Genomic DNA, 26,228 nt, shown 5'->3' with positions numbered 1-26,228 from the left:
AATAAATAGCAAAGCGTGACAGGATGTGTGTAGCAGTTTGATTGACTACCGACAAATCACGCAATCAGTAGTATAAAGATACCGATATGACCAAAAAAACGACAGTACAGCCATGAAGGGTATGAGCAAAAATGACGCGCTAAACGTGGATAGGGCACATCCTGAGGCTGTGCTAGCCAAACACATGACGACAGCGGCTATCTGGCAGGCTGCTGCTCATAAGGTGGCAGCTGAGGCAACGACTTATCATGCCGACCCAAACGCACCGATAGGCTTATTTGACTCGGGGGTAGGCGGTCTGTCTGTGTATCTGCATTTGGCCGAGCAGCTGCCTGCTGAGCGCTATGTCTATTATGCCGATACGCTACATGTCCCTTATGGTAATCGTGACAGCACCGATATTGAGAGACTGACATTAAGAGCGATCGAGTGGCTGTATCAGCAAGGCTGCAAACTTATCGTTATCGCTTGCAACAGTGCCTCTGCCTATGCGCTAGAGACGGCTAGGCGTTGTTATCCGCAGCTTCCTATTGTGGGATTGGTGCCAGCATTAAAACCAGCGGTACTGGCCAGCAATACCCATCACGTGGCGGTGCTGGCGACCAAGGCGACCTTAAATGGTGCGTTACTAAACAAGGTTATCGATGCGTTTGCCTTGCCCAATAATGTAGAAGTGACTAAGTACTTTGACCCTCTACTAGTGCCATGGGTGGAGGCGGGCATGCCAGAGGCGGACGAGACCGCGCGGCGTTTACGTCAGCAGCTCACGGTCTTCGCGCAAGCTGGTATCGATCAGTTGGTCCTTGGGTGCACGCATTATCCGTTTTTTAAGGGTTTTTTGTTGGAGGAAATTGCGCGCCAGCAGTTATCGATACAGGTATTGGACTCAGGCCAGGCGATTGCAGAGCGGGTCAAGCAGCTGCTACTGAGCAATCAGCTATTGGCAAGTGCTAATATTAAAGGCAATGATAATAACCATATCAATGAATATTGCAATGATGATGGCGAGAATGACAACAACGCTCACCGAGCGATAGCGACAAACCATCAAATATCGCCTAGTATTCGACTGCCATTGACTTTTTATGCCAGCAAATATGACGATACGTTGGGCGCTTTGATAAAACAGTTGGTCGGACAAGAGACCGTTTTGCAATACGCTTTTAAATAAGTGCTATCATGGTTTTTCTGATCAGCGGTTTGAGTGTCAGGCGCGCCTATATGACGATGAAACTGCTGTAGTCGAAATAAAATAATTCCATTTCTATAAGTTTATGCTAGTCTGTGCAAAACAAGATATTTGTGCTTTATTTTATCTGCTCGTTACTTATGTCACGACTGAAGCTTAGAGGTGATTGTGCCAAACCGTCGCTATCATATCCACGTCATATGCGCTGACAATGATCAATTGCTGGTATTGGATAACCTAGCGATATTTTTTCAGGCGCGCGCTTTTTTGACTTATGATGTGTCAAGCCAACTGTCAAAGGCATCGTTATATGGGCGCCAATGCATCGACTCCTGCGACTATGCGTTGATGGTAATCGGTGATAGCTATGGCACCGCACAAAAAACCGGCGTCAGCCAAATGCATTTGAGCTATCTAAATGTCAAAGCCAAGCTCAAGCCTTTACTGGTCTTAATCAAAAACCAGCCGCCAGACAGCGCCATCAGCCGCCAGTTACAAGAATTTATCAACGCAGTGACCAAGCAAGACAATCGCATATACTACTATGACAATGCTGATGAAATCGAAAGCCTGCTGGTACAAGCCTATCACACCATCATTGCTGCACATAAAGTCACGGGCGGCTGGATAAAGGCCAGTGACGAGGTCATTGAGTTTAGCAAACAAGCCACTATGCAAAAACCCGCTGAGCGGCTGTCCGCCAAAAAAGCCATCAACAAACACAGCCTGACCCAACATAATCTTGTCTACCGTCATGAGCAGCCCAAAGCCAGCTTTGCAGAAGATAATGTCAGTAACCCCATCGTTTTGACAGAGTCCTTTGATATCTCCTATAGTGCGCAAGCCTATGCAGGGGGTAACCTGACAGATGTGACACGGCCGATGACGCTGACATGGCAAGAGGTACTGAGCGCCTTATCAAAGATTCCCTCGACGTTCTCTAGCTATGGTTTACAAACCGCCATCAACCGACTGATAGCATCAAAAGCTGAAGCAGACGTCAAGCAAGACATGCCAAATGTCCACGCGGTTGCGCGCTGTCAGATATCACAAGACGACTTAAACGTCTTGCAGCGTCAGCTGGTCAGTGCCAATTGGATACAGCTGACCACCTATGGCACACGGGTATCGCAGGAGCTATGGAAGCTGACTTTTTATGCAAAAAACTTGTTAAAAAACACCCCGTCTCAGTCTTAATCTGCCTTTTTTAAATTTTTCTCTTCTTTATTGGTTTACTTTTCTTTATTGGTTTACTTTCCTCAGTAGTCCTCCAGCAGTAGCTGTCTCGAGCAGATATACCGCAAGCATCTGCGCGCGCGACTACGTTTTGTAATACAAAGCATACGTGGCAGAGGTTGTGAATCTGAGCAGGACTGGTGATAATAAGAATCATGAGTCAGTGCACGTTCAGTCGATAGCCGAAGGCCATGAACGAAATAACGAACATGACTAAAGAACAAAATCACTAAAACGATAACACATCATACAATAGCGCTGAGATACGTATCATTGACGATCACTGAATAATTAAGGAGAGTGGACATGAGCAATTCTAAATATGATGAGCGCAACCATGAAATCGACGGCTTAGAAAAAGCCATGCATGATGCCGATCAGTTTCGCACCCTAGAAGAGCAAGTTGCCGACATGAAGCGCCGCGGCATCGACCCTAGCCAGGCCTACAAAGACTTGGATAGAAAAGAAGAAGATGCGGATTGGGGTGATGAGACGTGGAAAGAAAATGGCAAGTGGGAGCCAAAAACCCCTGCTGACCTAGACGACAAGGCACGGGAAAACTGGGATGGCGACAATGGTAAGCCCAATCCGCCGCCTATCGTATAACACCGTGTCACTATGATCAGAGGATCAAAACGTAGGTTTGTGAAAAAGACAAAGCTAGAAACTGATTTGTTAAATGTATCGTCCTAAAGGTCTCGTCTTAAAATACATAAAAAGGCCACGCTAGCTATAGCGTGGCCTTTTTGCTATCAGAGAGAGCGATAAAACCTAGCGGTTATGAGCCTGCATCAATACGTACCAGCTTGATAGTACCGTCGCTGCCGATCACGCGGCGATAGCGCGGGTTGCTAGACGTAGAGGGCTGCGGCGACTGAGAGTAAGCGCTTGGCGCGGTGGTCTGCTGCTGGATCAATTGCCCCATACGATCGGCGGGTGCTGGGTTTAGGGGTTGGCTATTGGTGGGCTGAGAGTATGAGTGACCATACGAGCGCGGGCTTGGGGCCGCACTGCCAACGATAGCACGATAAAATTTTTGCCCTGCACGGCCATCAGCTGGGAAGATACCGTGACTGGTCTGGTATTGCTGAATAGCCGTACGAGTGTTGTCACCGATGATGCCGTCGACGCCGCCAATATCATAGCCAGCATCGAGCAGTGCTTGCTGGATGTCTTTGGCTTGTTGGCGACTGATACCTGGGTCATCTGTGGGCCACGCAGTGATAAAATCTGTCTTGCTGCTGTCTTCGCGCGTGATCAGATCTGACAAGTGCGCGATGGCCAATGCGTAGTTTTCTGACGCGTTATACGAGTAAAAAGTGTCAAAGTTTTTACCAACCAAAAACGCCGGCCCTTCTATACCAGCTGGTAATAGCAGTCCTGCACTACTCAAATCATAGGGCAGCGGGCTACCATTTGCCAATGTCAGACCTTGGCTGCGCCAATGACTCATGGATTTCTTGTTTTTACGGTTGGACGCCGCCCAGTAGCCATCAGGGAGTTTGACTTCATAACCCCACGGCTCCCCTGTACGATAGCCACGGTTGTCCAAAAAGTTGGCGGTAGAGGCTAGTGCATCAGGTACGCTATTGACGAGGTCGCGGCGACCATCGCCATCAAAGTCGACGGCCAGCTCCAAAAAGGTGCTCGGCATAAACTGCGTTTGCCCAAAGGCGCCAGCCCACGAGCCTGTCATGTCGTTTGGTACGATATCACCGCGTTGGACGATTTTGAGCGCGTTAGCAAACTCCCCCTGAAAGTAGTTTTGGCGACGATCAAAGCAGGAGAGAGTCGCTAAGGATTCAAATAGCGGTTTCTTACCTAGTGTCTGACCAAAGTTGGACTCCACGCCCCAGACGCCAAGGACGTGCTCGGCTTTTACGCCATAGCGCGATTCGATTTGGCGCAGTGTATCACGCCATTGGTGCTTGGCACGAATACCATCTTCGACGCGCTCTTTGTCCACCAGCGCCGATAGGTAATCCCAGACATCTTTTTGAAACTCGGGCTGATAGTTAAGCGACTGAATAACGCTAGGGTCGGGCTGAGCTGGGCGATAGTTGTTGAAGGTAAAGCTGTCTACGCCGCGAAACTTACTAGAGCCTTTTAGCCTATCTAGACACTGCTGAAACTCGCTATTGGACAAGTCTGGCGCTGGTGGTTTGGCCGCTTGGGCAGTGCTGGCAAAGCTCAGACCGATAGCCGTAGCCAGCATGGATAGGGTCGAAAGAGAAGTCAAACGCATGAAAATATCCTATAAACGTCAAAATTATTATGAGAAATGGTGATGGGACGTGATGATAAGTAATGGTTATAAATAAGAGCGATCAATAAAACAGCATAAAGTGCAAAATCGTCATATTTACTTAGAGTAACCAATCTACATAATAAAGAAAAGCGGTCGCAGCACCCTGTTACTATAAATTGACGTAGGCGTGAGGTTGTAAGCGGTTTTTGCTGCGTGCCAAGCTTCTAAAGGATGTCGTTACGACTCTAAAGTCTTATCCAGCTCTTTGATAAAACGACGAATACGCTCAGCATTTTTGCCCAAATCGCTGCCACCAATCCTTGATTTACTACGAATATCGACCAGCCGCTTGCTACCTGCATCGGTGATACGTATCACCACATCGTCCTGAAAACCAAACCAAGGCGTCGTATCTGTCGCCTCCACAATACCGGTGTCTGCGTCTATCACCAGCTCCTTTATCTTGATCGTAAATAAGCGTGAGTAATAACTGCGGCGCATAGCGTGATGGTACGTCCTGACAGCTGGCCTTTAGCAAATGCTTAGCCGTCGATGACGGATATATAGCAAGCTATATAGTCGACTCTAAATAAAAGAGTCATGCGTTTACTGGTCAGTTTGCTATAACATTTTTATAGCAAACTGACTATAGGTGAGTTACTTGCCGAATGATGCACCCGTGATGGCGCGTCAGTTAATTGACCATATATTCGCTAAACTCTTTACGCAGTTTGGCAAGTTTGGGCGGGATGGCAAAGTTGCAGTAGGCTTGGCCTGGGTTTCTATTAAAAAAGTTTTGGTGCGACTCTTCAGCCTTATAGAACGTCATAGCAGGATGGACTTCTGTGACGACGTTGACGCCCATATCGCGCAGTTTGTTGATGGTGCGATCGACGGTTGGTTTTTGCTCATCGTCTGTATAGAACACCACGCTACGATATTGACTGCCGACATCATTGCCTTGACGATCTTTGGTTGTGGGGTCGTGAGTGGCAAAAAAAACATCAAGTATCACCTCCAGAGGGACAACAGTGTCATCAAAATCGACTTTGATAACCTCTACATGACCTGTGGTGCCGCTACAGACGGCCTCATAGTTGGCCGATACTGCGTCGCCGCCCATATAACCTGAGGTCACGGACGCTACGCCCTTTACGGACAAAAAGACTGATTCGGTGCACCAAAAGCAGCCACCGCCTAAGATAATGGTTTGCATAATTTTTCCTATTATTATAAAGAGACGCTCAGATTATATAATCACTTCACTCTAAAAGTGACATAGCGCTACTGGTGTAAGTGTTGGTTGCAGACGGTCATTTTTCAACTTTCAACGACCTGCTTAAAGGCTCTATCAACTCAATGACACGGTTGGTTTAACGACTGCTTCAGTCATCAATTGATTGCCCTTAGCGTGACCTATTTAGCTTAGCAGGGCATCTGATGGCGATAAGTAACAAACAGTAATGTTATAATGGGCTTTTGCTATTATCAAAACGAGTCGCCCCATGAGCCAATCCAATCCTGCCACTATCAAGCATGACACTTTATTTACCACACCTCTCGATAAAGCGGCGCGCTTTTCTTTTGATGAGCAGGTGGTGGCGTGTTTTCCAGATATGATTCGTCGTAGTGTACCAGGTTATGGTCAAGTGCTGGCGATGTTGCCTATCTTTGCTCGGCGTCATTGCAAGTACCGTCAGCAAGGTGATGATGGCCGCCGTGTCAGCCGTGTGTATGATTTGGGCTGCTCACTTGGTGCAGCTAGCATGGCGCTGGCTGGGGAATTTGCGCCGCAGGATTTACAGATTAAAGCGATAGATATCTCGCCTGCGATGACCACAAAAGCGACGACTGTGCTCAATGATAACTATCCTGAGCACGATATCGAAGTCGTCACCGCCGATATCCGCGATGTGACACTTGAGCCATGCGATATGGTGATTTTAAATTTAACGCTACAGTTTTTGCCAGCCGCCGATAGAGTGGCGGTTTTAGAGAATATCTATAATGCACTGAGCGAGGGCGGTATATTGGTGTTGACCGAAAAAACCCATGCGTTTGATGAGCAGTATGATGCGTGGCTGGTTGAGCGCTATTATGACTTTAAGCGCGCTAATGGCTATACCGAGATGGAAATCAGCGGCAAGCGTAATGCGCTAGAAAACGTCCTTATCACCGATACCTTAGGCGGGCACCATCAGCGTTTGGATGAGGTGGGTTTTGCGCGGCATCTGACGTGGTTTCAGTTTTTGAACTTTGTCTCGATTGTGGCGTTTAAATAGCCTTTCTTTGAGGACGCAATTTTTAACCTTACTTTTTGATCCACATGGTAATTCGCTTTTATGCTTAATGACACTATCTTGCGCGCCGAACGTGAGCTGTATTTGACCTTGCTAACACTTGCGCAGCAGCAGCCGACGGCTTATGAGTGGCTGACCCAGTTGCCAACATGGCTGGGTGCCATCAAAGACAAAGCCAACTATGCGCACGCGCCAGCTTATCAGGCGTCGGTGGCGCGTTTGCCAGAATTGGTCGTCGATGCTGTTCATCTAGACACTGATGTATTGACCATTGAGGCAAACCTGAGCGACTCGCAGCGCAAGCAAACAACGGCGCTGTTAAAGCAGCTGATGCCGTGGCGCAAAGGGCCGTTTCAGATCGGTGGTCAAATCGGCGATGATGCGTCAGGTATCAAGATCGATACCGAGTGGCACAGTGACTGGAAATGGCAGCGAGTTGCGCCGCATTTGGGCACCTTAAAAGGACGGCGCGTGCTCGATGTCGGCGGCGGCTCTGGGTATCATGGCTGGCGTATGGCAGGGGGTGGCGCAGAGACGGTCATTATCATCGATCCCTCTTGCTTGTTTTATCATCAGTTTATGGCGATTCGGCATTTTGTCGGCGCGGCTGATAGTTATAAAACGCATTATATCCCCGTCCCACTCGAAGCCTTACCTGAGCATAGTCAGCTATTTGATACGGTGTTTAGTATGGGGGTGCTCTATCATCGTCAGTCACCCTTTGAGCATTTGCAACAGCTAAAGGGGCAGCTGGTCAAAGGCGGCGAGCTGGTGCTTGAGACGTTGGTAATCGAAGGCGATGCCAATACTGTACTGGTGCCGCATGACCGCTATGCGCAGATGAATAATGTGTACTTTTTACCCTCTGTTGCAGCGTTAATCGGCTGGCTTGAAAAAGCAGGGTTTACAGACGTGCGCTGCGTCGATGTGGCCACGACTTCGACCAATGAGCAGCGCCAAACCGAATGGATGACATATCACTCTTTAGCAGATTTTTTAGATCCTAATGACCGAACAAAAACTGTAGAAGGCTATCCTGCCCCGATGCGCGCGACCATTATTGCCAAAAAATAGCACAGTAAAACAGTGCAGTGTTTGGTCGCTGTTTAGCCGCTTCGAACCCATTTGGATGACTGTCGGTTGAATTGAGGACCCTAGAGCATAGGTTAGATCAACCATCTCTCAAAGGCGACCTCTAGTAAGAGCTTGAGTAAAAAGCCCACAAACCCAGCACCCAGTGCCAAAAAGATCCAAAACGTCCCAGCGCGTCCAGCCTCAGATTTTTTAGAGATGTCCCACATAATAAAAAATAAAAAGGCGATAAATATTGGTAGTAAGACGTACAACCCCCAGCTGGTGATGGTACTAGCAGCAATAGCAAACATAAGATATTCCTATAAAGTGGTAACGCGTTGTCTGATTGTCTTTATTATTTTATCGTCTGGATAATGGCAGGCGACTCGGCTGCAATTGGGCGTATTGCCTCACTACAGCAAGACAAACCGTCATTATAGCGTGGAATGTACTGGGTATAAACTACCGCAAAGCCTTGGACAACAGTAACGCTACAATCATAATGTGGGCGTTTTGCCACGCTTAGCGCGGCGCGCACCGTCTTTATCAGATAGCCAATACTGAGGGGCAAATTGGGCTTAAAGTGTTGTATTTTGACACTAATTTTATCGTAAATAGTGCAATACAGCACAAAGATTGTTATATTTATAGGTTACTTGTTTTTTAGTACTAATGTCTCTTTTGCATAGCCTGTCGCTATTATAATAATCCCATATCGACTGCTCGCATTCGTCATATTTCATACCGTTTTTGTTGTTTATTTAACTGAGTTTATACCCTATGTCACAAGCCCAAATCGATACCTTAACCGCATTATTTGACCAAGCTGTTCAAACCTTACAGGCGCAAGACATCTTGCCAGCTGATTGGAAAAACAATAGCCAGATCACCCGTACCAAGGATTTGAGCCATGGTGATTTTGCCAGTAACATCGCGCTGACGGCAGCCAAAGCAGCCAAGAGCAATCCGCGTATGCTGGCTGAAAAAATCGTCGCCGCGTTGCCTGATAATCAAGACATTCGCCAAGTTGAAATCGCCGGCCCTGGTTTTATCAATGTGTTTTTGAACAGCGATGCCAAGTTTGCAGTATTAGCAGATATCTTTGAGCTACAAGACCGTTTTGGTCTAAGCGAGCAATTTGTCGGGCAAAAAATTCAAGTCGAGTTTGTCTCTGCCAACCCAACCTCAAGCCTGCATGTCGGTCATGGTCGCGGCGCAGCGTTCGGTATGAGTGTCGCCAATTTGCTAGAGGCGGTGGGGTATGACGTCACGCGTGAATACTACGTCAATGATGCCGGTCGCCAAATGGATATTTTGGCAACCAGCACCTACTTGCGTTATTTGCAGATAAACGGCGAGCAGGTGACCTTTCCGGTCAATGGCTATCAAGGTGAGTATGTCCGAGATATCGCACAGACTCTAAAGGTGCAGCATGGTGACAGCTACGTTCATTCTTTCGCTGACGTCGCCAAAGACGTACCAGCAGATGCTATCTTTGATACCAATGCCGATGGCGAAAAAACACTGGTATCAGGCGACAAAGAAGCTCATATCGATGGCTTGATTGCCAATAGCAAATCCTTGCTAGGCGAGGGTTATGAGCTGTTTTTAGACGCTGCGCTGAGCAGTATCTTGGCGGATATCAAAGATGATTTAAATGACTTTGGGGTGCGTTATGAGTGCTGGTTTAGCGAGCGCTCAATCGATAGCGAGATCGAGCCTGTCTTACAGATACTAGACGACAAAGGCTATCTGTATGAAAAAGATGGCAATATTTGGTTTAAATCGACCGATTTTGGTGACGAAAAAGACCGCGTGGTACGCCGAGCCAATGGGCAAACGACGTACTTTGCCTCTGATATTGCTTATCACAAAAACAAGTTTGACCGCGGCTTTGATAAAGTCATCAACGTCTGGGGCGCAGACCACCATGGTTATGTCCCGCGGGTAAAAGCGGCGCTGACTGCGCTTGGCATCGATGAGGCGCGCCTCGATGTGGTATTGGTACAGTTTGTGGCCTTATGGCGCGGTAGTGAAAAAGTACAAATGTCGTCACGCTCAGGCAAATTTGTCACCTTGCGCGAGCTGCGCTGTGAGGTGGGTAACGATGCGGCGCGTTTTTATTATGTGGCGCGTAAGCCTGAAGTGCATGTGGACTTTGATCTGGAGCTGGCCAAGTCGCAAAGTAAAGACAACCAAGTCTATTACATTCAGTACGCGCATGCGCGTGTCTGCCGCGTGTTAGAGAAGCTTGAAAACAGTGGCTTTATGGTAGATGATGCCATCGGTCAAGCGCAGCAAACGAGGCTAAGCGCTCCTAATGAAGATGAGCTGATCAAGCTGCTAGCAGGATATCCTGCGACCTTGGCGCGCGCGGCAACCGGCTACGAGCCGCACGTCTTGACCAATTATCTAAAAGAGCTGGCCGCACTGTTTCATGGCTGGTACGACAGCAACCGCATCTTGCCAGTGAGCTTGACATCAGGTGAGACACCGAGCACTGATGAGATGGCATTGATGCAGGCGCGTCTACGGTTGTCAAAAGCGGTGCGTCAAGTATTGTCCAACGGACTTAATTTATTAGGGTTGTCTGCCCCGTCTAGCATGTAGTATAAAGAGACGGCCGATAAGCGTAATTTAATGATAGTTAGATTCAGTAGGGAGAACCAGATCCATGCTAGCCAAAAAACCTAAAGGCGCGACCGAAAAGCGCAAAACCAGTAGTGTGTCAGGCTTATTATGGATGTTCGTCGGGGCGATACTGACCTTGATGATTGGGGTGTTTATCTACCTCTCGCCATTGTTTGATTTTAGTCCAGCAGATAGTGCCGCCGACGATGACCCAGACCGTCAGGTACAGCCGCGTGTCGATACCGACACGGATAATGGTGATTATGAGTTTTATGACATATTGCCCAGTCAAGAAATGGCGACGATTCCTGATGAAGACATCGCCGAGGTGGGCAACAGTGCAATAGGCGATATCAATGCCTTTGAGCCGGATGTAGTCGTCACTCAGCCGCAGGATAGTAGCGCCAGTCGTGATGATGAGTCAGACAATGTCGGTATCGCGGATGGCACAGTGACAGCGCCTAATCAAGCCGAAAACAGTGATGAGATTGTCATTGTCGAAGAAGACGCCACTTACGATGGCCCTGCGCCTACTAGCAATAGTAATGGCGCTAACCCTAACCGTAGCACTAACTCAGGTGCCGGAACCGCTAGCGTACAGGCCGCCAAACCGGCAGCCACCTACATTTTGCAGATCAATAGCTTTGGTGATGCTGATGAAGCAGATCGTCGCCGCGCCCAAGTACTGATGGCAGGTGTCGATGCAAGAGTGGTAAAAAACACCACAGGTAATGGCTTGCCTATCTATCAGGTCATCTCACGGCCGATGAATAATCGTCAAGCGGTGACCACAGCCCAGCAGCGCCTACAAAATAACGGCATCGACTCTATCATCGTCGAGCAGCGCCGCTAGCATCGGCAGCTTAGGAGGATGATTCGTTTATAAACAAAGGCGTCGCTTACTGGTACGAGCGACGCCTTTTTTATCGTTTGTTTTAGGGAGTGTTTTCAATTCACTCGATAGTTATCTACATGGGCTAAAAATGGCTAAATTTTGCCAACCATCGTCAAATAGCTGGTCAATATCCCGATATGAACGGCGCTATTTTCCTTATTTGACCACAATTTATCTCCAAAACTTACAAAGAGCATGGCTATGACTGTATCGCACGCAGTAGCACCCCACGGTGTCATTAAGGCTTTTTTTCAAAAGTATTTTATTGATGCTTTTACTGGCATGGCGTTGGGCTTGTTTGTCACCTTGATAGCTGGCCTTATTATCTCGCAAATCGGTGGTTGGTTAAATTTGCCAGCACTGGTGGCTGTCGGCAAGCTGGCTTCAGTCATGATGGGGGCGGGTATCGGTGTGGGTATTGCGTACTATCTAAAAGCACCGACGCTGGTGATGCTCAGTTGCTTGGTCGCTGGTATGCTCGGTGCCCACTCCGAGGCGCTAATGGCAGGGACGCTATTTACCGCTCAGGTAGGCGCACCTGCGACTTTTGTCGCCATACCAGGCAATCCGATTGGCGCGTATTTGGCATCGGTATTTGCGTATCGTGCTGGTACGTGGGTCTCAGGTAAAACCAAACTTGATATTTTGTTGGTACCATTGGTGGTATGTAGTGTGGCGTTGCTGGTTTGTGCCCTACTTAATCCGCCCATCGTCGCTGCCGTCAGCGCTATTGGACAAGGTATCCAAGCGGCTACTGAGCTGCAGCCGTTATTGATGGGGGTGGTGATAGCTGTGGTGGTGGGGATTTTGCTGACACTTCCCACCTCCAGCGCTGCCATCTGTATCGCTATCGGGCTTGGCGGGCTGGCAGGCGGTGCGGCAGTGGTGGGCTGTGCGGCGCACATGATCGGCTTTGCGGTAGCGAGCTTTAAGGACAACGGCATGAGTGGGGTGATCTCTCAGGGGCTTGGCACCAGTATGCTACAGATTCCCAATGTACTAAAAAAACCATTGGTGCTATTGCCTGCGGTCATCGCAAGCGCCATCGTCGGCCCTATTGCGACCGTCGGCTTTGGGCTGGCATGTACCGCAACTGGCGCTGGCATGGGGACGGCGGGGTTGGTCGGGGTATTTGGCGTTATCGAGGCCTCGCAAGGACTGATGAGCACCGCACAGCTATGGACGGCGATTGTGTTATTGATGTTTGTGCTGCCAGCCGTGATTGCCGGTGTTGTCGCTTATGTGATGCGGCGTATGGGCTGGCTGGTAGAAGGTGATATGAAGCTACCTTAAGTATTACTATGATGGTTATGCATACCGCAAAAAAGCCCAGTGTATTTATAGCTGGGCTTTTTATCTGAGTGTTTTTATTGTCTAAACCACTGACCTTTGCTAACGGCGTACATCAACCGGCGCGCCGCCTTTTGGCCAATCTTTGTCTTTGTTGGCTTTGACGGGGCGCGGCAAGTGGGTGAAGTAGCTGGCCACATCGATGGCTTCTTGATCGGTTAGGGTATTGCCTTGACCAAACGGAATTTTACCTTTCACAAAAGCTGCTGCCTTATAGGTACGCGCCATACCTGCGCCGTCATCATTGTATTGACCTTCACCATTGTCACCATGACAGGTGCTACAGGTCTTGGCAAATATCTCCTTGCCTTTGACGGGGTCTGGGGTCAGCGTGTTGTCGACCTTGACAAACCCACGGCCTTCTGGCGATACCCAATCGGCATATCTTGTGATAGCCATGTCATATAAGAAATAAAGGCATTCATCTCCACTGAATCTAGATCCAGTGGCGTGCCGTTCATCGAACGCTGAAAGCAGCCATTGACCCGTTCTTGTAGCGAGTGGACGCGAGCGATAAATCGAAAAAAGGCGCTTAACCACACATGGGTTAAGCGCCTTTTTGTGTCAATTCTAAGTAAAACCAGTAGGTAACTGTCTCATATGCGATGAGTGTCAATTTTGATTGCTGCGCCTACGCCGACAGAAGCGATGCAAAACTGCCCTCAGTTGTGCTGTGTCTGTTTTATAGTGAGGCGACTCAAGATAGAACAAGAAAAAGTTATCTGCCATGATTGGGTTTTTTGGCACGTCGCGGTTTGAGCTTACGTGAGAGTTTGTTGGCGTCGTTTAGTATCTGGCTATATGCCGAGGGAAAGATACGCTGTACGGCATCGATCATTTTGGCATCGTTGCCAATCAGGCAGCGGCGCTGGTTGGTCGCGGCCGCCTGCAAAATAAGCCAAGCGGCTTCACTGGCATCGAACTTCAAAAACTTATTAAAACTTCTGATGGCTTTGGGGCCAGTACGCATGCCGATGTCATTGATGCTGTCATTACCGCGTGCACTATTGGCAATGTTGGTTTTGATACCACCTGGATGGATACAGGTCGCTGATACGCCGCAGCGCTGGATATCGAGCTCTTGGCGCAAGCTTTCGGTAAAGCCGCGCACTGCAAACTTGCTGGCGTTATAGGCAGATTGTGAGGGCTGGGCGGTCAGTCCAAAGAGACTGGAGATATTGACAATATGACCATGCTCAGAAAACTGGCGGGCGTTTTTGTCTGTGTGATTGCTATTGTCCGTTTCAGTGGCTTTGACACTATTTTTAATCAAAGGCAAAAACGCCTTGGTGCCATAGACCACACCCCAAAAATTAATATCCATCACCCATTCAAGCTCGCTGATACTACTGCCTTCTACGGTAGAATACAGCGCCACGCCTGCATTGTTAAAGATAAAATTGACTTTGCCATGCTCATTCATCACCGCCTCTGCCCAGGCTGCGACGGCTTTTTGGTCTGAGACATCAAGTACTGTGGTGCAAGCGTCGATATCGTAGCCGATGAGCAGCGCTTTGGTCTGCGCCAGCTGCTCAGGATTGATATCAGATAGGGCAAGGTGACAGCCCATTTTTGCCAAATGAATTGCCAGCTCACGCCCCATACCAGAGCCTGCGCCCGTGATAGCAGCGACATGATCACGATAATATGGCGTTATGTCGTGATTTTGTTGAGAGGCGATAGGAAGGTGGCGGCGTAGCGAGCTTGCCATAGTGGCCATGTGGTTGCGCATAATAAACAATCCTTTGTCATCATCATCCTGGTGGGTATCTAAACCGCATGTCGCAGGCGCGCTATCGCTACCAAAGATACGGGCTTAGATGGATAATCTACCTTAGCATGATTTATGCGTCTCCCTGACAAGGTTTGATAAACGCCACTGTCATTTTTTATGGGTTTTTTATACGCCTTTTGTGCGCTTGGGCATATATATTTATGCATACAGACGAGCGGACACAAAAAAGCGCCTGAGCACTGCTGCCAGACGCTTTTTTTAGGATTATTGTCAAGATAGCCTACCATTTGTCCTGCTATCTTTGGTCATGCTCAGATTAAGCAATTTTAGGCGTTTTGCCTTCATTGATGACCGACTCATCGACCATCACGGTTTTGGCGTTTTTCATCGATGGTAGCTCATACATGGTTTCTAGCAAGGCGTTTTCTACGATAGAGCGCAGACCACGCGCGCCTGTTTTGCGCTCCATGGCTTTTTTGGCGATGGCATCGAGAGCTTCTTCGGTAAACTCAATATCAGCGCCTTCCATATCAAACAAATACTTGTACTGTTTGACCAGCGCGTTTTTGGGCTCGGTCAAGATTTTCACCAGCGCTTCTTCATCCAGCTCTTCGAGCGCGGCCAGTACCGGCAGACGACCGATCAGCTCAGGAATCAAACCAAACTTAATCAAATCCTCAGGCTCGACTTGCTGAAGCAAATCTGAGCTACGGCGGCTGTCGTCTTTTGAGCTGACATCCGCATTGAAACCGATACCGCCTTTTTCGGTACGCTGCTGAATCACTTGGTCGAGGCCAGCGAACGCACCACCAACGATGATGAGGATGTTGCTGGTATCGACTTGGATCAGCTCTTGCTGTGGATGCTTACGGCCACCATGAGGCGGGATAGCAGCAACTGTACCTTCGATTAGCTTGAGCAGGGCTTGCTGTACGCCTTCGCCCGATACATCGCGTGTGATAGACGGGTTGTCGCCTTTTTTGCTGATTTTATCAATCTCATCGATATAAATGATACCTTGCTCAGCTTTGCTCACATCATAGTCAGCCGCTTGCAGTAGTTTTTGCACGATGTTTTCGACGTCTTCACCGACGTAGCCTGCTTCGGTCAAGGTAGTGGCGTCGGCCATGGCAAAAGGCACGTCGAGCAGGCGCGCTAAGGTTTGCGCGAGCAGTGTTTTACCAGAGCCGGTTGGGCCAATCAGCAAAATATTGCTTTTTGCCAATTCAACCATGGCATCATCAGCGCCAATCTTGGCTGTTTTGTTGTCATTGGCCAAAGTCTGGCTGACTTTTAGGCGTTTATAATGGTTATAAACCGCTACCGCCAAGGCTTTTTTGGCCGCGTCCTGCCCGATGACATACTCATCAAGCTTGGCGCGTATCTCTTTTGGCGTTGGTAGTTTTTTATTGACCCACGAGGTGTCAATATCGCTATCGTCGCTCTGCTCGGCGCTGTCTGCGATTAAGTCGGTACATAGCTCGATGCACTCATTACAGATATTGGCGTCGTCAGAGGCAATGAGCTGTTGTACGTCACTTTTGGCTTTGCCACAAAATGAGCACTGTGGGGTGTTATCTTCTGCCATAAAAGGCGCTCCTAAAATTTAAAGCTTATAAGTATTCTGAGTATGTCCATCAATGCCCAAACAGCAAGTGCTCAGGCATAAAATGTAACAAAATGGCTGCGGATATCGCGATGATGGCGCGGCGCCCAAAGCCTACAACGAAGTCGGACGACGCTCTAGTACTTCATCGACCAGACCGTACTCTTTGGCTTCTTGCGCATCTAGCCAAAAGTCACGTTCGACGTCTTTTTCGATTTTTTCAAGCGGCTGGCCGGTGCGCTCAGCCAAAATGCGGTTTAGGCGATCACGGATTTTGAGGATTTCACGGGCATTAATCTCGATATCGGTCGCTTGACCTTGCGCGCCGCCTGATGGCTGGTGAATCATCACGCGTGCATTGGCAAGTGAGTAACGCTTGCCTTTTTGGCCTGCTGCCAATAGGAATGAACCCATACTATACGCGCCGCCCATACAGATGGTCGATACCTCAGGCTGGATAAAGTTCATGGTATCAAAAATTGCCAAACCGGCACTGACTGAGCCGCCTGGCGAGTTGATGTATAAATGAATGTCTTTGTCTGGGTTTTCTGCTTCCAAAAATAGCAACTGAGCAACGATAAGATTGGCCATGTGGTCTTCGACTTGACCGGTCAAAAAGATCACACGCTCACGCAGCAAGCGCGAGAAAATATCAAACGAGCGCTCACCACGTGAAGACTGCTCGACCACCATGGGTACTAAGGCAGACTGCGGAGCGCTTTGGATATTTTGTACGTCGTTGTGCGCACTCATCAACATATCAAAATGCGGGTTGGCGGTGATGCGATCATAATCTGTCATAAAGATGTCCTATGTATAAGTCCATAAAATAAAGGGTTTGAGGGTAGCGAGTGGCCAAGCTTTGCTGACGGCTTATCATTGTAAATACGGCCGTTTATACCTAGTACGAGCCAGATGCCATAAAACTATCACCATAAAACCATCTAGGTGTCGCTAAAAAATAATTGAGCTAATGGTAACTTTTTTATTGAGGCAATAGTAACTTTTTAATGTGAAAATTGATAAATGACTGTCTATTAATAAGGCGTCTGCAACCATTTATCAAGGGGTTGGTCATAAACGATGATGAAAAACATTCGATAAAAAGTCAGTCGTGCCAGTACTCTATCCATCAATAACTATCTACCAAGAAAAATGCCCTAACACAATGGTTAGGGCATTTTTGTATTACCTTGGTCGTCGTTACCAATGATCACCCGTGTTTAGCGATGATCGTAATGGTCTGGCTGGACGACTAAGCGAGATTACATTGCTTGCTGCTGCTGAGCGGCGAGCAGGTCTTGGTAGCTGACTTCTTTGTCAGTTACTTTACCTTGGCTGATCAAGTAATCTACTACTTGGTCTTCTAGTACCACAGACTCGATGTTGGCGCGTTGCTGCTTGTCATTGGTATAGTACTCGATGACTTCGCTTGGGTCTTCGTAGTTTTCTGCCGCTTCTTTGATGAAATTTTCGACACGCTCTTGGTCAACTTCTAGGCCTTCGGTGTCGATGACGCGAGCGACAATGATGCCAAGACGGGCAGCACGTAGCGCTTGCTCTTCAAACAGCTCATTTGGCAGCATGTCTTTGTCAAAGCTGTCAGCGCTAGCGCCGAACTGCTGAGAAAAACGCTGCATCATCATGTTACGCTGACGCTCGATTTCTTGCTCTAGCATGGCGCTTGGTACGTCAAACTCGTTCTTTTCTAGCAATGCATCAAAAGTCGCTTGCTTCACTTGGCTACGCGCAGCGTTTTTGATTTCACGTTCCATGTTTTTGCGTACGTCTTCTTTTAGCTTCTCAACGCCGCCTTCGGTCACACCAAATAGCTCTAGGAACTCGTCGTCGATTTCAGGTAGCTTGGCTCTTTCCACCAATTTTACATTGATTTTGAACTGTGCTTCTTTACCGGCTAGGTTTTCTGCTTGGTAATCTTCTGGGAAGGTCACATCGATGACTTTTTCTTCGCCAGCTTTCATGCCTTTGATACCCGCTTCAAAGCCAGGAATCATCTGGTTGCTACCGATGACCAATTTGAAGTCTTCAGCTGAGCCGCCTTCAAATTTTTCGCCGTCGATAGAGCCTTCAAAGTCAAAGGTCACTTGGTTGTCTTTGGCTGCTTTGCCTTTCTTTTCAACGTACTCTTGACGCTGCTTTTGTAGGTTTTCGATCATGGTGTCGACGTCTTCGTCACTGACGGTTGCAGTGTGACGCTCAACTTCGATTTCATCGATACCTTGTACGTCGATTTCTGGGAAGATCTCAACAGTGGCTTGATACACCAAAAAGTCGTCTTCTAGTTTGACGTCGTCGATGTTTGGCATGCCAACAGCGCGGATGTCTTCAGCTTTGATCGCTTCAAAGACCGTATCACGGATCACATCGTTGATCACTTCTTGCTGGATGCCCGCACCGTACTGTGAGCGGATGTGCGACATTGGCACTTTGCCTTTACGGAAACCGTCGATTTTGGCGGTTTTCGCCACTTGGCTGATGCGGCCTTCTACTTTGTTTTGGATTTTTTCCACGGGGACTTTAACCGTCAGCTGAGTCTCTTTATTAGATAGCTTGTTGGTTGTGACTTGCAAATCTGTAGCCATGTTAATTACACCTTTAGGGTTAAATAATAATGATAGACAATCGCACCTCAAAATACGGGCGTGTGCTGCTGATTGCCGTTGGAATAAATAGGGGATAGTGATAGCGCGCAGTCGCTCAGCTGGCCTTTAAGCAATCGCCTCAGGCGTCCCTATAACCTAACTGCGCCACGGCTATAAAGCCAAGCGCTGTCAGGCAGCGTTTGAGTACACGCTATCAAATATCAATAATAAACCGTTTATGCCGCGCATAATAACGCTTTTTGCTGAATTATACAGGCAAATAACGGCCTTCAACAAAATTTTAAAAGTAGAACAGTATAATCTATCTGTTTATTAAAGTAAAAATTATCTGTTTGCCTATAAAGCGTTCTTTATTTACCTTATGTTTGATGACATGCATCATTAGCGCTAACACTGTTTTAGAGTGCGTCAACTATCATAGCGGTAGCTGCGCCAATAACTGCCGAATGGCTTGGCCGCGATGACTGATTTGGTTTTTATGAGCGCTATCCAAACTTGCCGCCGTTGCCTCTAATTGGGGTAACCAAAATAGTGGATCATAACCAAAACCACCATCGCCATGTGGCGCGTCTAATATCTCGCCTTGCCATAACCCTTGAGCGATAATCGGAAGCGGATCATCAGCGTGACGGACCAGCGCTAGTACACAGACGAACATCCCCTTAATGGGTGCGTTTGGGTTTTGCTTACGAATAGGCTGCAAGTCAGCGATGAGCTTGGCGTTGTTTTTAGCATCATTGCCATGTTCGCCTGCGTAGCGCGCCGAATAGATGCCAGGCGCGTTGCCCAATACGGGCACGCATAATCCTGAGTCATCGGCAATCGCCGGCAATCCGCTGCTACGGCTAGCATGACGCGCCTTGATGATGGCGTTTTCTACAAAGCTCAACCCATCCTCGATGGCATCATCGATATCAAGCTGGCCTTGCGGGACGATCGTCACATCCAAATCTGCCGCCTCAAATAGACGTTTAAACTCAGCAAGCTTGCCTTTGTTATTACTGGCGAGTACCCACTGGCTGGCAGCGGTTGCCTCATTTGGCAATGGTACGGGGTGACCAGATAGTTGGCCTGTGGTAGTGCTCATAAAATCATTCCTTCAAGTCGAGGGACAAAAAAGACGTTACCAGTAAATGCGGTAGGCTAAATAGAGTAGGCATGCATAATGGCTCGCATCCGCCCATTTATTATACCGGTTAAGCTCAAACAACCAGATAGCGTGGCTCGATGAATAACCAATTGCTATACAGATTGTATCGTCCATAACATTTAGTAACTGATATTGTCGCGTACTGTTGCTATAATAGGTGCCAAGATTCAGTGAATGATATCTTATAGCTTGTGAATATTAAGTTAATAAACGCCCGCGAAGTCAAACACTTGGCTTTCGGGCAAAAAATAACACTAATGTTACTTTTGGATTCATGACAATACGTGATATTGTGAGTAAAAATATCATGTATTAAACGACAAGAGTATTAAGCGATAAAATTCATCTCAAACAATAAACTCAGCCAATTTAGCTCGGTATGTTGCTTGCCTCTGTGGGGCAGGTGAGATAAGAGCGGCAAATAAGCAAGGATAAAATAATTATGTCAAACATTAAACTACCAGATCTACCTTATGCAAAAGACGCGCTAGAGCCACATATCAGTGCCGAAACGCTAGAATACCATCATGACAAGCACCATGCGGCGTATGTCAATAAACTAAACGACTTGCTACCAGGCTCTGGTTTAGAAGACAAAACATTGCCAGAGATCATCGAAGCGACGGCAAAAGATGACAGCAAGAAAACCATGTTTAATCAAGCCGCGCAAGTATGGAACCACACGTTTTACTGGAACTGCATGACCCCAGAAAACGGCGGCGGCGAACCGACTGGTGATCTCAAAGCAAAAATCGAAGAAGATTTTGGTAGCTATGACAAGTTCCGCGAAGAGTTCAAAAACGCAGCAACTTCACAGTTTGGTTCTGGTTGGGCTTGGCTTGTCGCTGATAAAGTCGGCGGTAAACTATCAATCGCGAAGACTGGTAACGCTGACAACCCATTGGCCCATGGTCAAGTCGCGGTATTGACTTGTGACGTATGGGAGCACGCTTACTACATCGATTATCGTAACCGTCGTCCTGACTATGTCGATACGTTCCTAGACAAGCTAGTGAACTGGGACTACGCAAATGCAAAATATAAAGGTCAAGATGCGGGTGTTGAGAAATAATCTGTAGTCATTAAGTATTTGATTTACTTTATAAGTAGAAAAGGGGACGCTGAGAGGCGTCCTTTTTTTGGTTTACTGTTATCAAAAATTAGTTTCTGTAGGGTGTGCCCTGCGCACCATTTATAAAAGCAAATTCTCAAACTAAATACCCTATATCTTAAGGGCCTTCTGCTATTCATATAAAACAAAGGTTAAAACAATCGTTGGTATGTAGGGGACACGCCACGTTTTAACATTCAACTTGTTCAGATCACCTCAAATCCAAACCTACCCAACGCCTCACGTAACATCGCAATATTATAATAAGCATGCGCGTTGACGGTGTTTTGAAAAAAGATATAGAGCGTGTCAAAGTGCTGACGCTGATTGGCAATCGCTTGCGCCCAGTCCTGCATCTCCGCCTCAGAGTAGCGATAGTCATGCCGATCGCTGGCGCTCATCGCATCCCACCAGTTCAGATTATTACCATGCATACGCAGGTAGCCTGTGCGCTCGGTAAATATCAATCGTGATGGTGGTAGACCGCTGACTTTAGGATAGTCAACGCTACCCCAAATGAGACCTTGCTTGACAAAGCTATCGACCACTTGCGGAGTGTGCCATGCGTTATGACGAAACTCAATGGCGAGTGGGTAGTCGCCAAACCAACTGACCAGATTGGCTAGATACAGCCGATGCTCACGAGTACGATCAAAGCCATGGGGGAATTGCAATAGTAGAGGCGCGAGCGCATCGGCTTCGATGAGTGGGGATAGGGCGTTTAAAAATGCTTGTGCGTGCTCGCTTGTGCCTTTGCGCGCATGGGTAAAGTCTTGATGCAGCTTTACCGCAAACTTCAACTCGCTATCGGCTTGTACGTAGGCCTTATCGATCATACCAGCAAAGGCTTTTTGGCCGATGGGCGCGTAGAAGGTGCTATTGATCTCGACCGCGCCGTATTGACGAGCATATTCGCGCAAAAAGTCAGTCTTTTTGGTACCCTTGGGATATAGCGTACCCAGCAGGTCAGTATCGCTATAGCCGCCGGTGCCAAGGTAGATACGCGGTGTCGGGGTGCCGTCCATGTTGACCACCTTTTATCGTTTTTAATGTTTATTGCTCAGCTTATTTTTTACGTGACCATAGCCATTCGATGAGTGCCAATAAGGCGTTGGTGTCCTTACTGCCGCTCAACTCACGCAAGATGGCGGCGCGTCCGTCATTAAACAGCGACTGCGCATAGCTGGTCGCCTGCTCAACCCCCATCAGTTTGACATAAGTGGATTTATCCAGTTTTTCATCGCTGCCAGCAGGTTTACCAAGGGTGTCGGTGCTGGTGGTGACATCCAAGATATCGTCTTGGACTTGAAAAGCCAGACCAATATGCTGGGCGCATTCTTGTAGCGCCATGCGCGTTTGCGCGGTCGCGCCAGCACAAATCCCGCCCATCAGCATCGCCGCTTCGATGAGCGCGCCGGTTTTATCACGGTGGACGGCTTCTAATTGGCTTTGGGTAATGTCGGGGTTGGCTTCGGCATTGAGATCCAGCGTTTGCCCTGAGACCATACGGCGAGCACGCGGCGCAAATACCGCGAGCAGCTGACTGGCTATTACGGCATCAAATGGCGCAAAAGTCGGCAGCTCTGCGGTCAGTACCTCAAAAGCGAGGGTTTGGAGCACGTCCCCTGCCAGTAGGGCGGTTGCCTCGGTAAAGACGATATGCGCGGTTGGCTGCCCACGGCGCAGCGCGTCATCGTCCATACAGGGCAAGTCATCATGTACCAATGAATAGGTATGCAACAGCTCGACGGCCAATGCCGCTCGGCGCGCCATATCATAATCGGAGTCGTTTTCTAACAGGTTTTCTAATAGAGGGTTTGCCGTGTTGCCTTGCGTCATGGTCTCAGAGATATCTGGGCTGATAGGCTGCGCCTTGCTTTGCCAACGGTCATCATTCACGCTGGCAAAGGCGCTAGCGACCAGTAGCGGACGCACCAGCTTACCTTGCCCCGTCGTCACATATTGGCAGGCATCCAGCAGCGGGCTTGGCAGCTTGGCATACGCAAATAACACCTCGATATCTTTGGCAACCTGCGTGCGCACAATCTGATGAAACTGCTTGGTTTTATTATTGATATGGTGATCAGCATTATCATGCGCGCCGTCATTTATACGCAAAAAAGACATAAAGCCAGAAGTAGGAGAGACAGTCATAATCCAACCATTTATAAGAGAGACAAGAAAAATAGCGATAGTGTAGCATGATAGCAGGCCCTGCTTATGAAGCGCGTAATATCCGCGCCAAATTTTTGGCAGTTTTTTGTCAAAAAACACGCTAAAAAACACAAGAGACAATGCCATATGTAATGCAGTACGCCCTGCAGCCAACCCTCGTTACGTATTGCCCGTGTTATTTAGTGATTGAATGTGTTGTGATGAGGCGGCTGTCCACTGAGTATACAACTGGTCACTTAAAGCACGTTAGCCACTAGGTAAAGGCGAGTCTCGACTTAAGAGTGACTTGTGAGTATGGTATTAGCTTGTGACAGTGAGGGGCATAATCCCCTACACTAATTGCCGTGGAAATGGGCTGATAAAGGCAGTCGCCGGCGTGAGTGAGCCGGACTGCCCAAACCGTCATCGCTGCATCTACATGCGATGGCGCTCCCCAATCAGCACCGACAGCCGTAGTAGATACCTGTAATATATAAACAAAGCGCCAAACGATGTTGTACAAGCGACGTAAAAATAAGTACATTACTATGAGCGCTGGATAATAAAGATATCTTCACTGTGCGCCCGCTAGTGGTTTGTCGTCATGACGATGTTTGTCTTGAAGGCGGCGCACAGTGCTATTACCCATTTTACTAACAGTAACTGGCTATTGATTGTAATCCAAAACGTAGCTTTCGTTATATAGCAAGGAGTTTCAAATGGTATACCAAGGAAATCGCATCACGGTGACAATGCTAGAAGATGGCATCGCCAACATGCAATACAACGCCGAAAATGAGAGCGTGAACAAGTTTGATGCCGAGACCAACAAACAGTTTGGTGAAGCGGTGAGCGCACTAGAAAAAGCCGACGATGTCAAAGGCCTTATTGTCACTTCAAGCAAAGGCGTGTTTATCGCGGGCGCTGACATCACAGAGTTTGTTGGCTCATTTAAAAACCCAGAAAACGAGATCAAAGACTGGGTGGTGAGTATCAATGAGACCTTTAACCGTTTTGAAGATCTGCCATTTCCAAAAGTAGCGGCTATCAATGGCGCAGCGCTAGGCGGTGGTTGTGAGATGACCTTGGTTTGTGAATATCGCGTCATGAGCGACAAAGCCATCATCGGGCTACCAGAGACTCAATTAGGTATCTTCCCGGGCTTCGGCGGTACGGTACGTAGTACGCGTGTCATCGGTATCGACAATGCGCTTGAGCTAATCGCTACAGGTAAACCAAAAAAACCACTAGAAGCGCTAAAACTAGGCTTGGTAGATGCGACCGTCTCTGCTGATGATCTGCAAGACGCTGCGATTGACCTAGTGAAAAAATGTATCTCAGGTGAGCTTGACTGGCAAGCCAAGCGTGAAGAGAAGCTGAATCCTGTAAAGCTAAATCAGCTTGAACAAGCGATGGCGTTTAACAGTGCCAAAGGCATGATCTTCTCTAAAGCCAATCCGAAGCAGTACCCAGCGCCTGCGATCGCGATCGAAGCGATCGAAAAGCATGTCAATCTGCCACGTGACAAAGCAATCGAAGTCGAAGCGGCAGGTTTTGCCAAAGCAGCAAAAACCCCGCAAGCTGAGAGCTTGGTCGGTCTGTTCTTAAACGATCAGTTGGTCAAAAAACTGGCCAAAAAACACAGCAAAAAAGCACATGAAATCAATGAAGCGGCCGTACTTGGCGCAGGTATCATGGGCGGCGGTATCGCGTATCAAGCCGCTAGTAAAGGCTTGCCGATCATCATGAAAGATATCAAATCTGAGCAATTGGATTTAGGTATGGGCGAGGCCAGCAAGCTACTAGGTAAAATGGTCGAGCGCAAAAAGATGACCCCAGCGAAAATGGGCGAAACGCTAAGCCGTATCCGTCCTACCTTGAACTATGGCGACTTTAGCGAGACTGATATCGTTATCGAAGCAGTAGTAGAAAATCCAAAAGTGAAGCACGCGGTACTCAAAGAAGTCGAAGGCTTAGTCAAAGAAGACGCGATTTTGGCTTCGAATACTTCAACGATCTCTATTACGCATTTAGCAGAAGTGCTTGAGCGTCCAGAAAACTTCGTCGGTATGCACTTCTTTAACCCAGTACACCGTATGCCGCTAGTTGAAGTGATCCGCGGTGAGAAATCCTCTGAAGAAGCCATCGCGACGACCGTTGCGCTGGCCTCCAAGATGGGCAAGGTGCCAGTGGTGGTCAACGACTGCCCAGGTTTCTTGGTAAACCGTGTCCTCTTCCCATACTTTGGCGCGTTTGACTTGCTGCTCAAAGAAGGTGCTGATTTCGTCCATGTCGATAAAGTCATGGAAAAATTCGGCTGGCCGATGGGTCCTGCTTACCTAATCGACGTCGTCGGTTTAGACACGGGCGTACATGGCGCAGAAGTGATGGCAGAAGGATTCCCTGACCGCATGAAGCCTGATTATAAAGGGGCGATTGAGCATCTATATGAAAACGAGCGTCTGGGTCAGAAAAATGGCGTTGGTTTCTATAAGTACGAAACCGACAAGCGCGGTAAGCCAAAGAAAGTCGCTGACGACGCCACTTATGAGCTACTTAAAACCACGACAGATAGCGACAAAAAAGAGTTTGATGATCAAACCATCATCGACCGCACCATGCTGGCTTTCTGTAATGAGACCGTACGCTGCCTAGAAGACAACATCGTCAGCACGCCAAGTGAGGCGGATATGGCGATGATTATGGGTGTTGGTTTCCCGCCATTCCGCGGTGGTCCTTGTCGTTATATCGACCAAATGGGTCTCGATAACTACTTGGCACTATGCGAAAAATACGCACACCTTGGCAAAGCCTATGAAGCGCCGCAAAAGATTCGCGACATGGCAGCCGCTGGCGAGACTTTTTACGCCACAGCGTAACGAGCATACCGTATTAGGATAAGTGGGGTGCGTTTGCTGACGTCGC

At 48.1% G+C, this 26,228-nt stretch carries 22 protein-coding genes; 10 read left to right on the top strand and 12 right to left on the bottom strand.

The genetic code is table 11. The annotated features are described in order from the left end of the window. The first annotated feature begins 121 nt into the window (after positions 1–121). The 3 genes from murI (at position 122) to C6W44_RS03455 (ending at position 3,031) form a co-directional block, all read left to right on the top strand. Entirely contained in the window at positions 122–1,171 is a 1,050-nt protein-coding gene (gene murI / locus C6W44_RS03465; RefSeq protein ID WP_227526347.1) for a glutamate racemase, read from the top strand. A gap of 186 nt (positions 1,172–1,357) precedes the next feature. Then, positions 1,358–2,386 carry a DUF4062 domain-containing protein gene (locus tag C6W44_RS03460; protein WP_105244238.1) on the top strand — a complete coding sequence of 343 codons (1,029 nt, stop codon included), beginning with the start codon at positions 1,358–1,360 and terminating at the stop codon, positions 2,384–2,386. A gap of 345 nt (positions 2,387–2,731) precedes the next feature. Beyond that, positions 2,732–3,031 carry a hypothetical protein gene (locus tag C6W44_RS03455; protein ID WP_075102515.1) on the top strand — a complete coding sequence of 100 codons (300 nt, stop codon included), beginning with the start codon at positions 2,732–2,734 and terminating at the stop codon, positions 3,029–3,031. 172 nt (positions 3,032–3,203) lie between these two features. Here C6W44_RS03455 and C6W44_RS03450 read toward each other — a convergent pair whose 3' ends face one another. The 3 genes from C6W44_RS03450 to msrA form a co-directional block, all read right to left on the bottom strand. Beyond that, positions 3,204–4,670: a lytic murein transglycosylase gene (locus C6W44_RS03450; RefSeq protein WP_105244237.1), complete on the bottom strand. Its 1,467-nt coding sequence runs from the start codon at positions 4,668–4,670 to the stop codon at positions 3,204–3,206. Positions 4,671–4,910: 240 nt separating this feature from the next. Then, positions 4,911–5,174, bottom strand: a complete 264-nt coding sequence (locus C6W44_RS03445) for a DUF1499 domain-containing protein (RefSeq protein WP_105244236.1) — start codon at positions 5,172–5,174, stop codon at positions 4,911–4,913. A 193-nt stretch (positions 5,175–5,367) separates the two neighbouring features. Further along, a complete protein-coding gene (gene msrA / locus C6W44_RS03440) occupies positions 5,368–5,889 on the bottom strand; it encodes a peptide-methionine (S)-S-oxide reductase MsrA (RefSeq protein ID WP_105244235.1) in 522 nt (173 codons plus the stop codon). Between the two features lie 289 nt (positions 5,890–6,178). Between msrA and cmoA the strand changes: the two genes are divergently transcribed. Together cmoA and cmoB are read left to right on the top strand one after the other, a co-directional pair. Next, entirely contained in the window at positions 6,179–6,955 is a 777-nt protein-coding gene (gene cmoA / locus C6W44_RS03435; RefSeq protein ID WP_105244234.1) for a carboxy-S-adenosyl-L-methionine synthase CmoA, read from the top strand. Positions 6,956–7,015: 60 nt separating this feature from the next. Continuing rightward, on the top strand, positions 7,016–8,047 hold the full coding sequence (gene cmoB / locus C6W44_RS03430; protein WP_105244233.1) for a tRNA 5-methoxyuridine(34)/uridine 5-oxyacetic acid(34) synthase CmoB: 1,032 nt from the start codon (positions 7,016–7,018) through the stop codon (positions 8,045–8,047). 92 nt (positions 8,048–8,139) lie between these two features. On the opposite strand, the gene C6W44_RS03425 is transcribed toward cmoB, so the two are convergent. Then, positions 8,140–8,358, bottom strand: coding sequence for a DUF2788 domain-containing protein (locus C6W44_RS03425; RefSeq protein WP_075102521.1), 219 nt, complete (start codon positions 8,356–8,358; stop codon positions 8,140–8,142). Positions 8,359–8,827: 469 nt separating this feature from the next. Here C6W44_RS03425 and argS point away from each other — a divergent pair, with 469 nt between their 5' ends. The 3 genes from argS (at position 8,828) to C6W44_RS03410 (ending at position 12,866) form a co-directional block, all read left to right on the top strand. After that, the gene (gene argS / locus C6W44_RS03420; protein ID WP_105244232.1) at positions 8,828–10,657 is read left to right on the top strand and encodes an arginine--tRNA ligase; all 1,830 of its coding nucleotides are present in this window, start codon (positions 8,828–8,830) and stop codon (positions 10,655–10,657) included. Positions 10,658–10,721: 64 nt separating this feature from the next. Beyond that, positions 10,722–11,531 carry an SPOR domain-containing protein gene (locus tag C6W44_RS03415; protein WP_105244231.1) on the top strand — a complete coding sequence of 270 codons (810 nt, stop codon included), beginning with the start codon at positions 10,722–10,724 and terminating at the stop codon, positions 11,529–11,531. Between the two features lie 243 nt (positions 11,532–11,774). Then, positions 11,775–12,866 (top strand): PTS transporter subunit IIC, encoded by a 1,092-nt coding sequence (locus tag C6W44_RS03410; protein WP_105244230.1) that lies wholly within the window; start codon positions 11,775–11,777, stop codon positions 12,864–12,866. A 99-nt stretch (positions 12,867–12,965) separates the two neighbouring features. Here the strand turns inward: C6W44_RS03410 and C6W44_RS03405 are convergent, their stop codons facing one another. The 6 genes from C6W44_RS03405 to rdgB all read right to left on the bottom strand — a co-directional run bounded on the left by C6W44_RS03405 (position 12,966) and on the right by rdgB (position 19,975). Beyond that, complete coding sequence (locus tag C6W44_RS03405; protein WP_227526346.1) at positions 12,966–13,463, bottom strand: c-type cytochrome; 498 nt, start codon at positions 13,461–13,463, stop codon at positions 12,966–12,968. A 178-nt stretch (positions 13,464–13,641) separates the two neighbouring features. After that, positions 13,642–14,655, bottom strand: a complete 1,014-nt coding sequence (locus C6W44_RS03400) for an SDR family NAD(P)-dependent oxidoreductase (protein ID WP_105244229.1) — start codon at positions 14,653–14,655, stop codon at positions 13,642–13,644. Positions 14,656–14,974: 319 nt separating this feature from the next. Beyond that, a complete protein-coding gene (clpX, locus tag C6W44_RS03390) occupies positions 14,975–16,246 on the bottom strand; it encodes an ATP-dependent protease ATP-binding subunit ClpX (protein WP_105244227.1) in 1,272 nt (423 codons plus the stop codon). A gap of 132 nt (positions 16,247–16,378) precedes the next feature. Further along, positions 16,379–17,017, bottom strand: a complete 639-nt coding sequence (gene clpP / locus C6W44_RS03385; protein WP_172953052.1) for an ATP-dependent Clp endopeptidase proteolytic subunit ClpP — start codon at positions 17,015–17,017, stop codon at positions 16,379–16,381. Between the two features lie 512 nt (positions 17,018–17,529). After that, a complete protein-coding gene (gene tig / locus C6W44_RS03380) occupies positions 17,530–18,867 on the bottom strand; it encodes a trigger factor (protein WP_105244226.1) in 1,338 nt (445 codons plus the stop codon). Positions 18,868–19,303: 436 nt separating this feature from the next. Then, positions 19,304–19,975 carry an RdgB/HAM1 family non-canonical purine NTP pyrophosphatase gene (rdgB, locus tag C6W44_RS03375; RefSeq protein ID WP_105244225.1) on the bottom strand — a complete coding sequence of 224 codons (672 nt, stop codon included), beginning with the start codon at positions 19,973–19,975 and terminating at the stop codon, positions 19,304–19,306. A 505-nt stretch (positions 19,976–20,480) separates the two neighbouring features. Between rdgB and C6W44_RS03370 the strand changes: the two genes are divergently transcribed. Then, positions 20,481–21,110 carry a superoxide dismutase gene (locus C6W44_RS03370; RefSeq protein WP_105244224.1) on the top strand — a complete coding sequence of 210 codons (630 nt, stop codon included), beginning with the start codon at positions 20,481–20,483 and terminating at the stop codon, positions 21,108–21,110. A gap of 245 nt (positions 21,111–21,355) precedes the next feature. Here the strand turns inward: C6W44_RS03370 and C6W44_RS03365 are convergent, their stop codons facing one another. Continuing rightward, positions 21,356–22,174, bottom strand: coding sequence for a DUF72 domain-containing protein (locus tag C6W44_RS03365; protein ID WP_105244223.1), 819 nt, complete (start codon positions 22,172–22,174; stop codon positions 21,356–21,358). A 40-nt stretch (positions 22,175–22,214) separates the two neighbouring features. Further along, complete coding sequence (locus C6W44_RS03360) at positions 22,215–23,276, bottom strand: polyprenyl synthetase family protein (protein WP_413772333.1); 1,062 nt, start codon at positions 23,274–23,276, stop codon at positions 22,215–22,217. 746 nt (positions 23,277–24,022) lie between these two features. Between C6W44_RS03360 and fadB the strand changes: the two genes are divergently transcribed. Further along, on the top strand, positions 24,023–26,182 hold the full coding sequence (gene fadB / locus C6W44_RS03355) for a fatty acid oxidation complex subunit alpha FadB (RefSeq protein ID WP_105244222.1): 2,160 nt from the start codon (positions 24,023–24,025) through the stop codon (positions 26,180–26,182). Positions 26,183–26,228 lie beyond the last annotated feature (46 nt).

It is taken from the genome of Psychrobacter sp. Marseille-P5312, assembly GCF_900291405.1.
Lineage (GTDB): Bacteria > Pseudomonadota > Gammaproteobacteria > Pseudomonadales > Moraxellaceae > Psychrobacter > Psychrobacter celer.
This window is presented reverse-complemented; position numbering and strand designations above follow the sequence as displayed.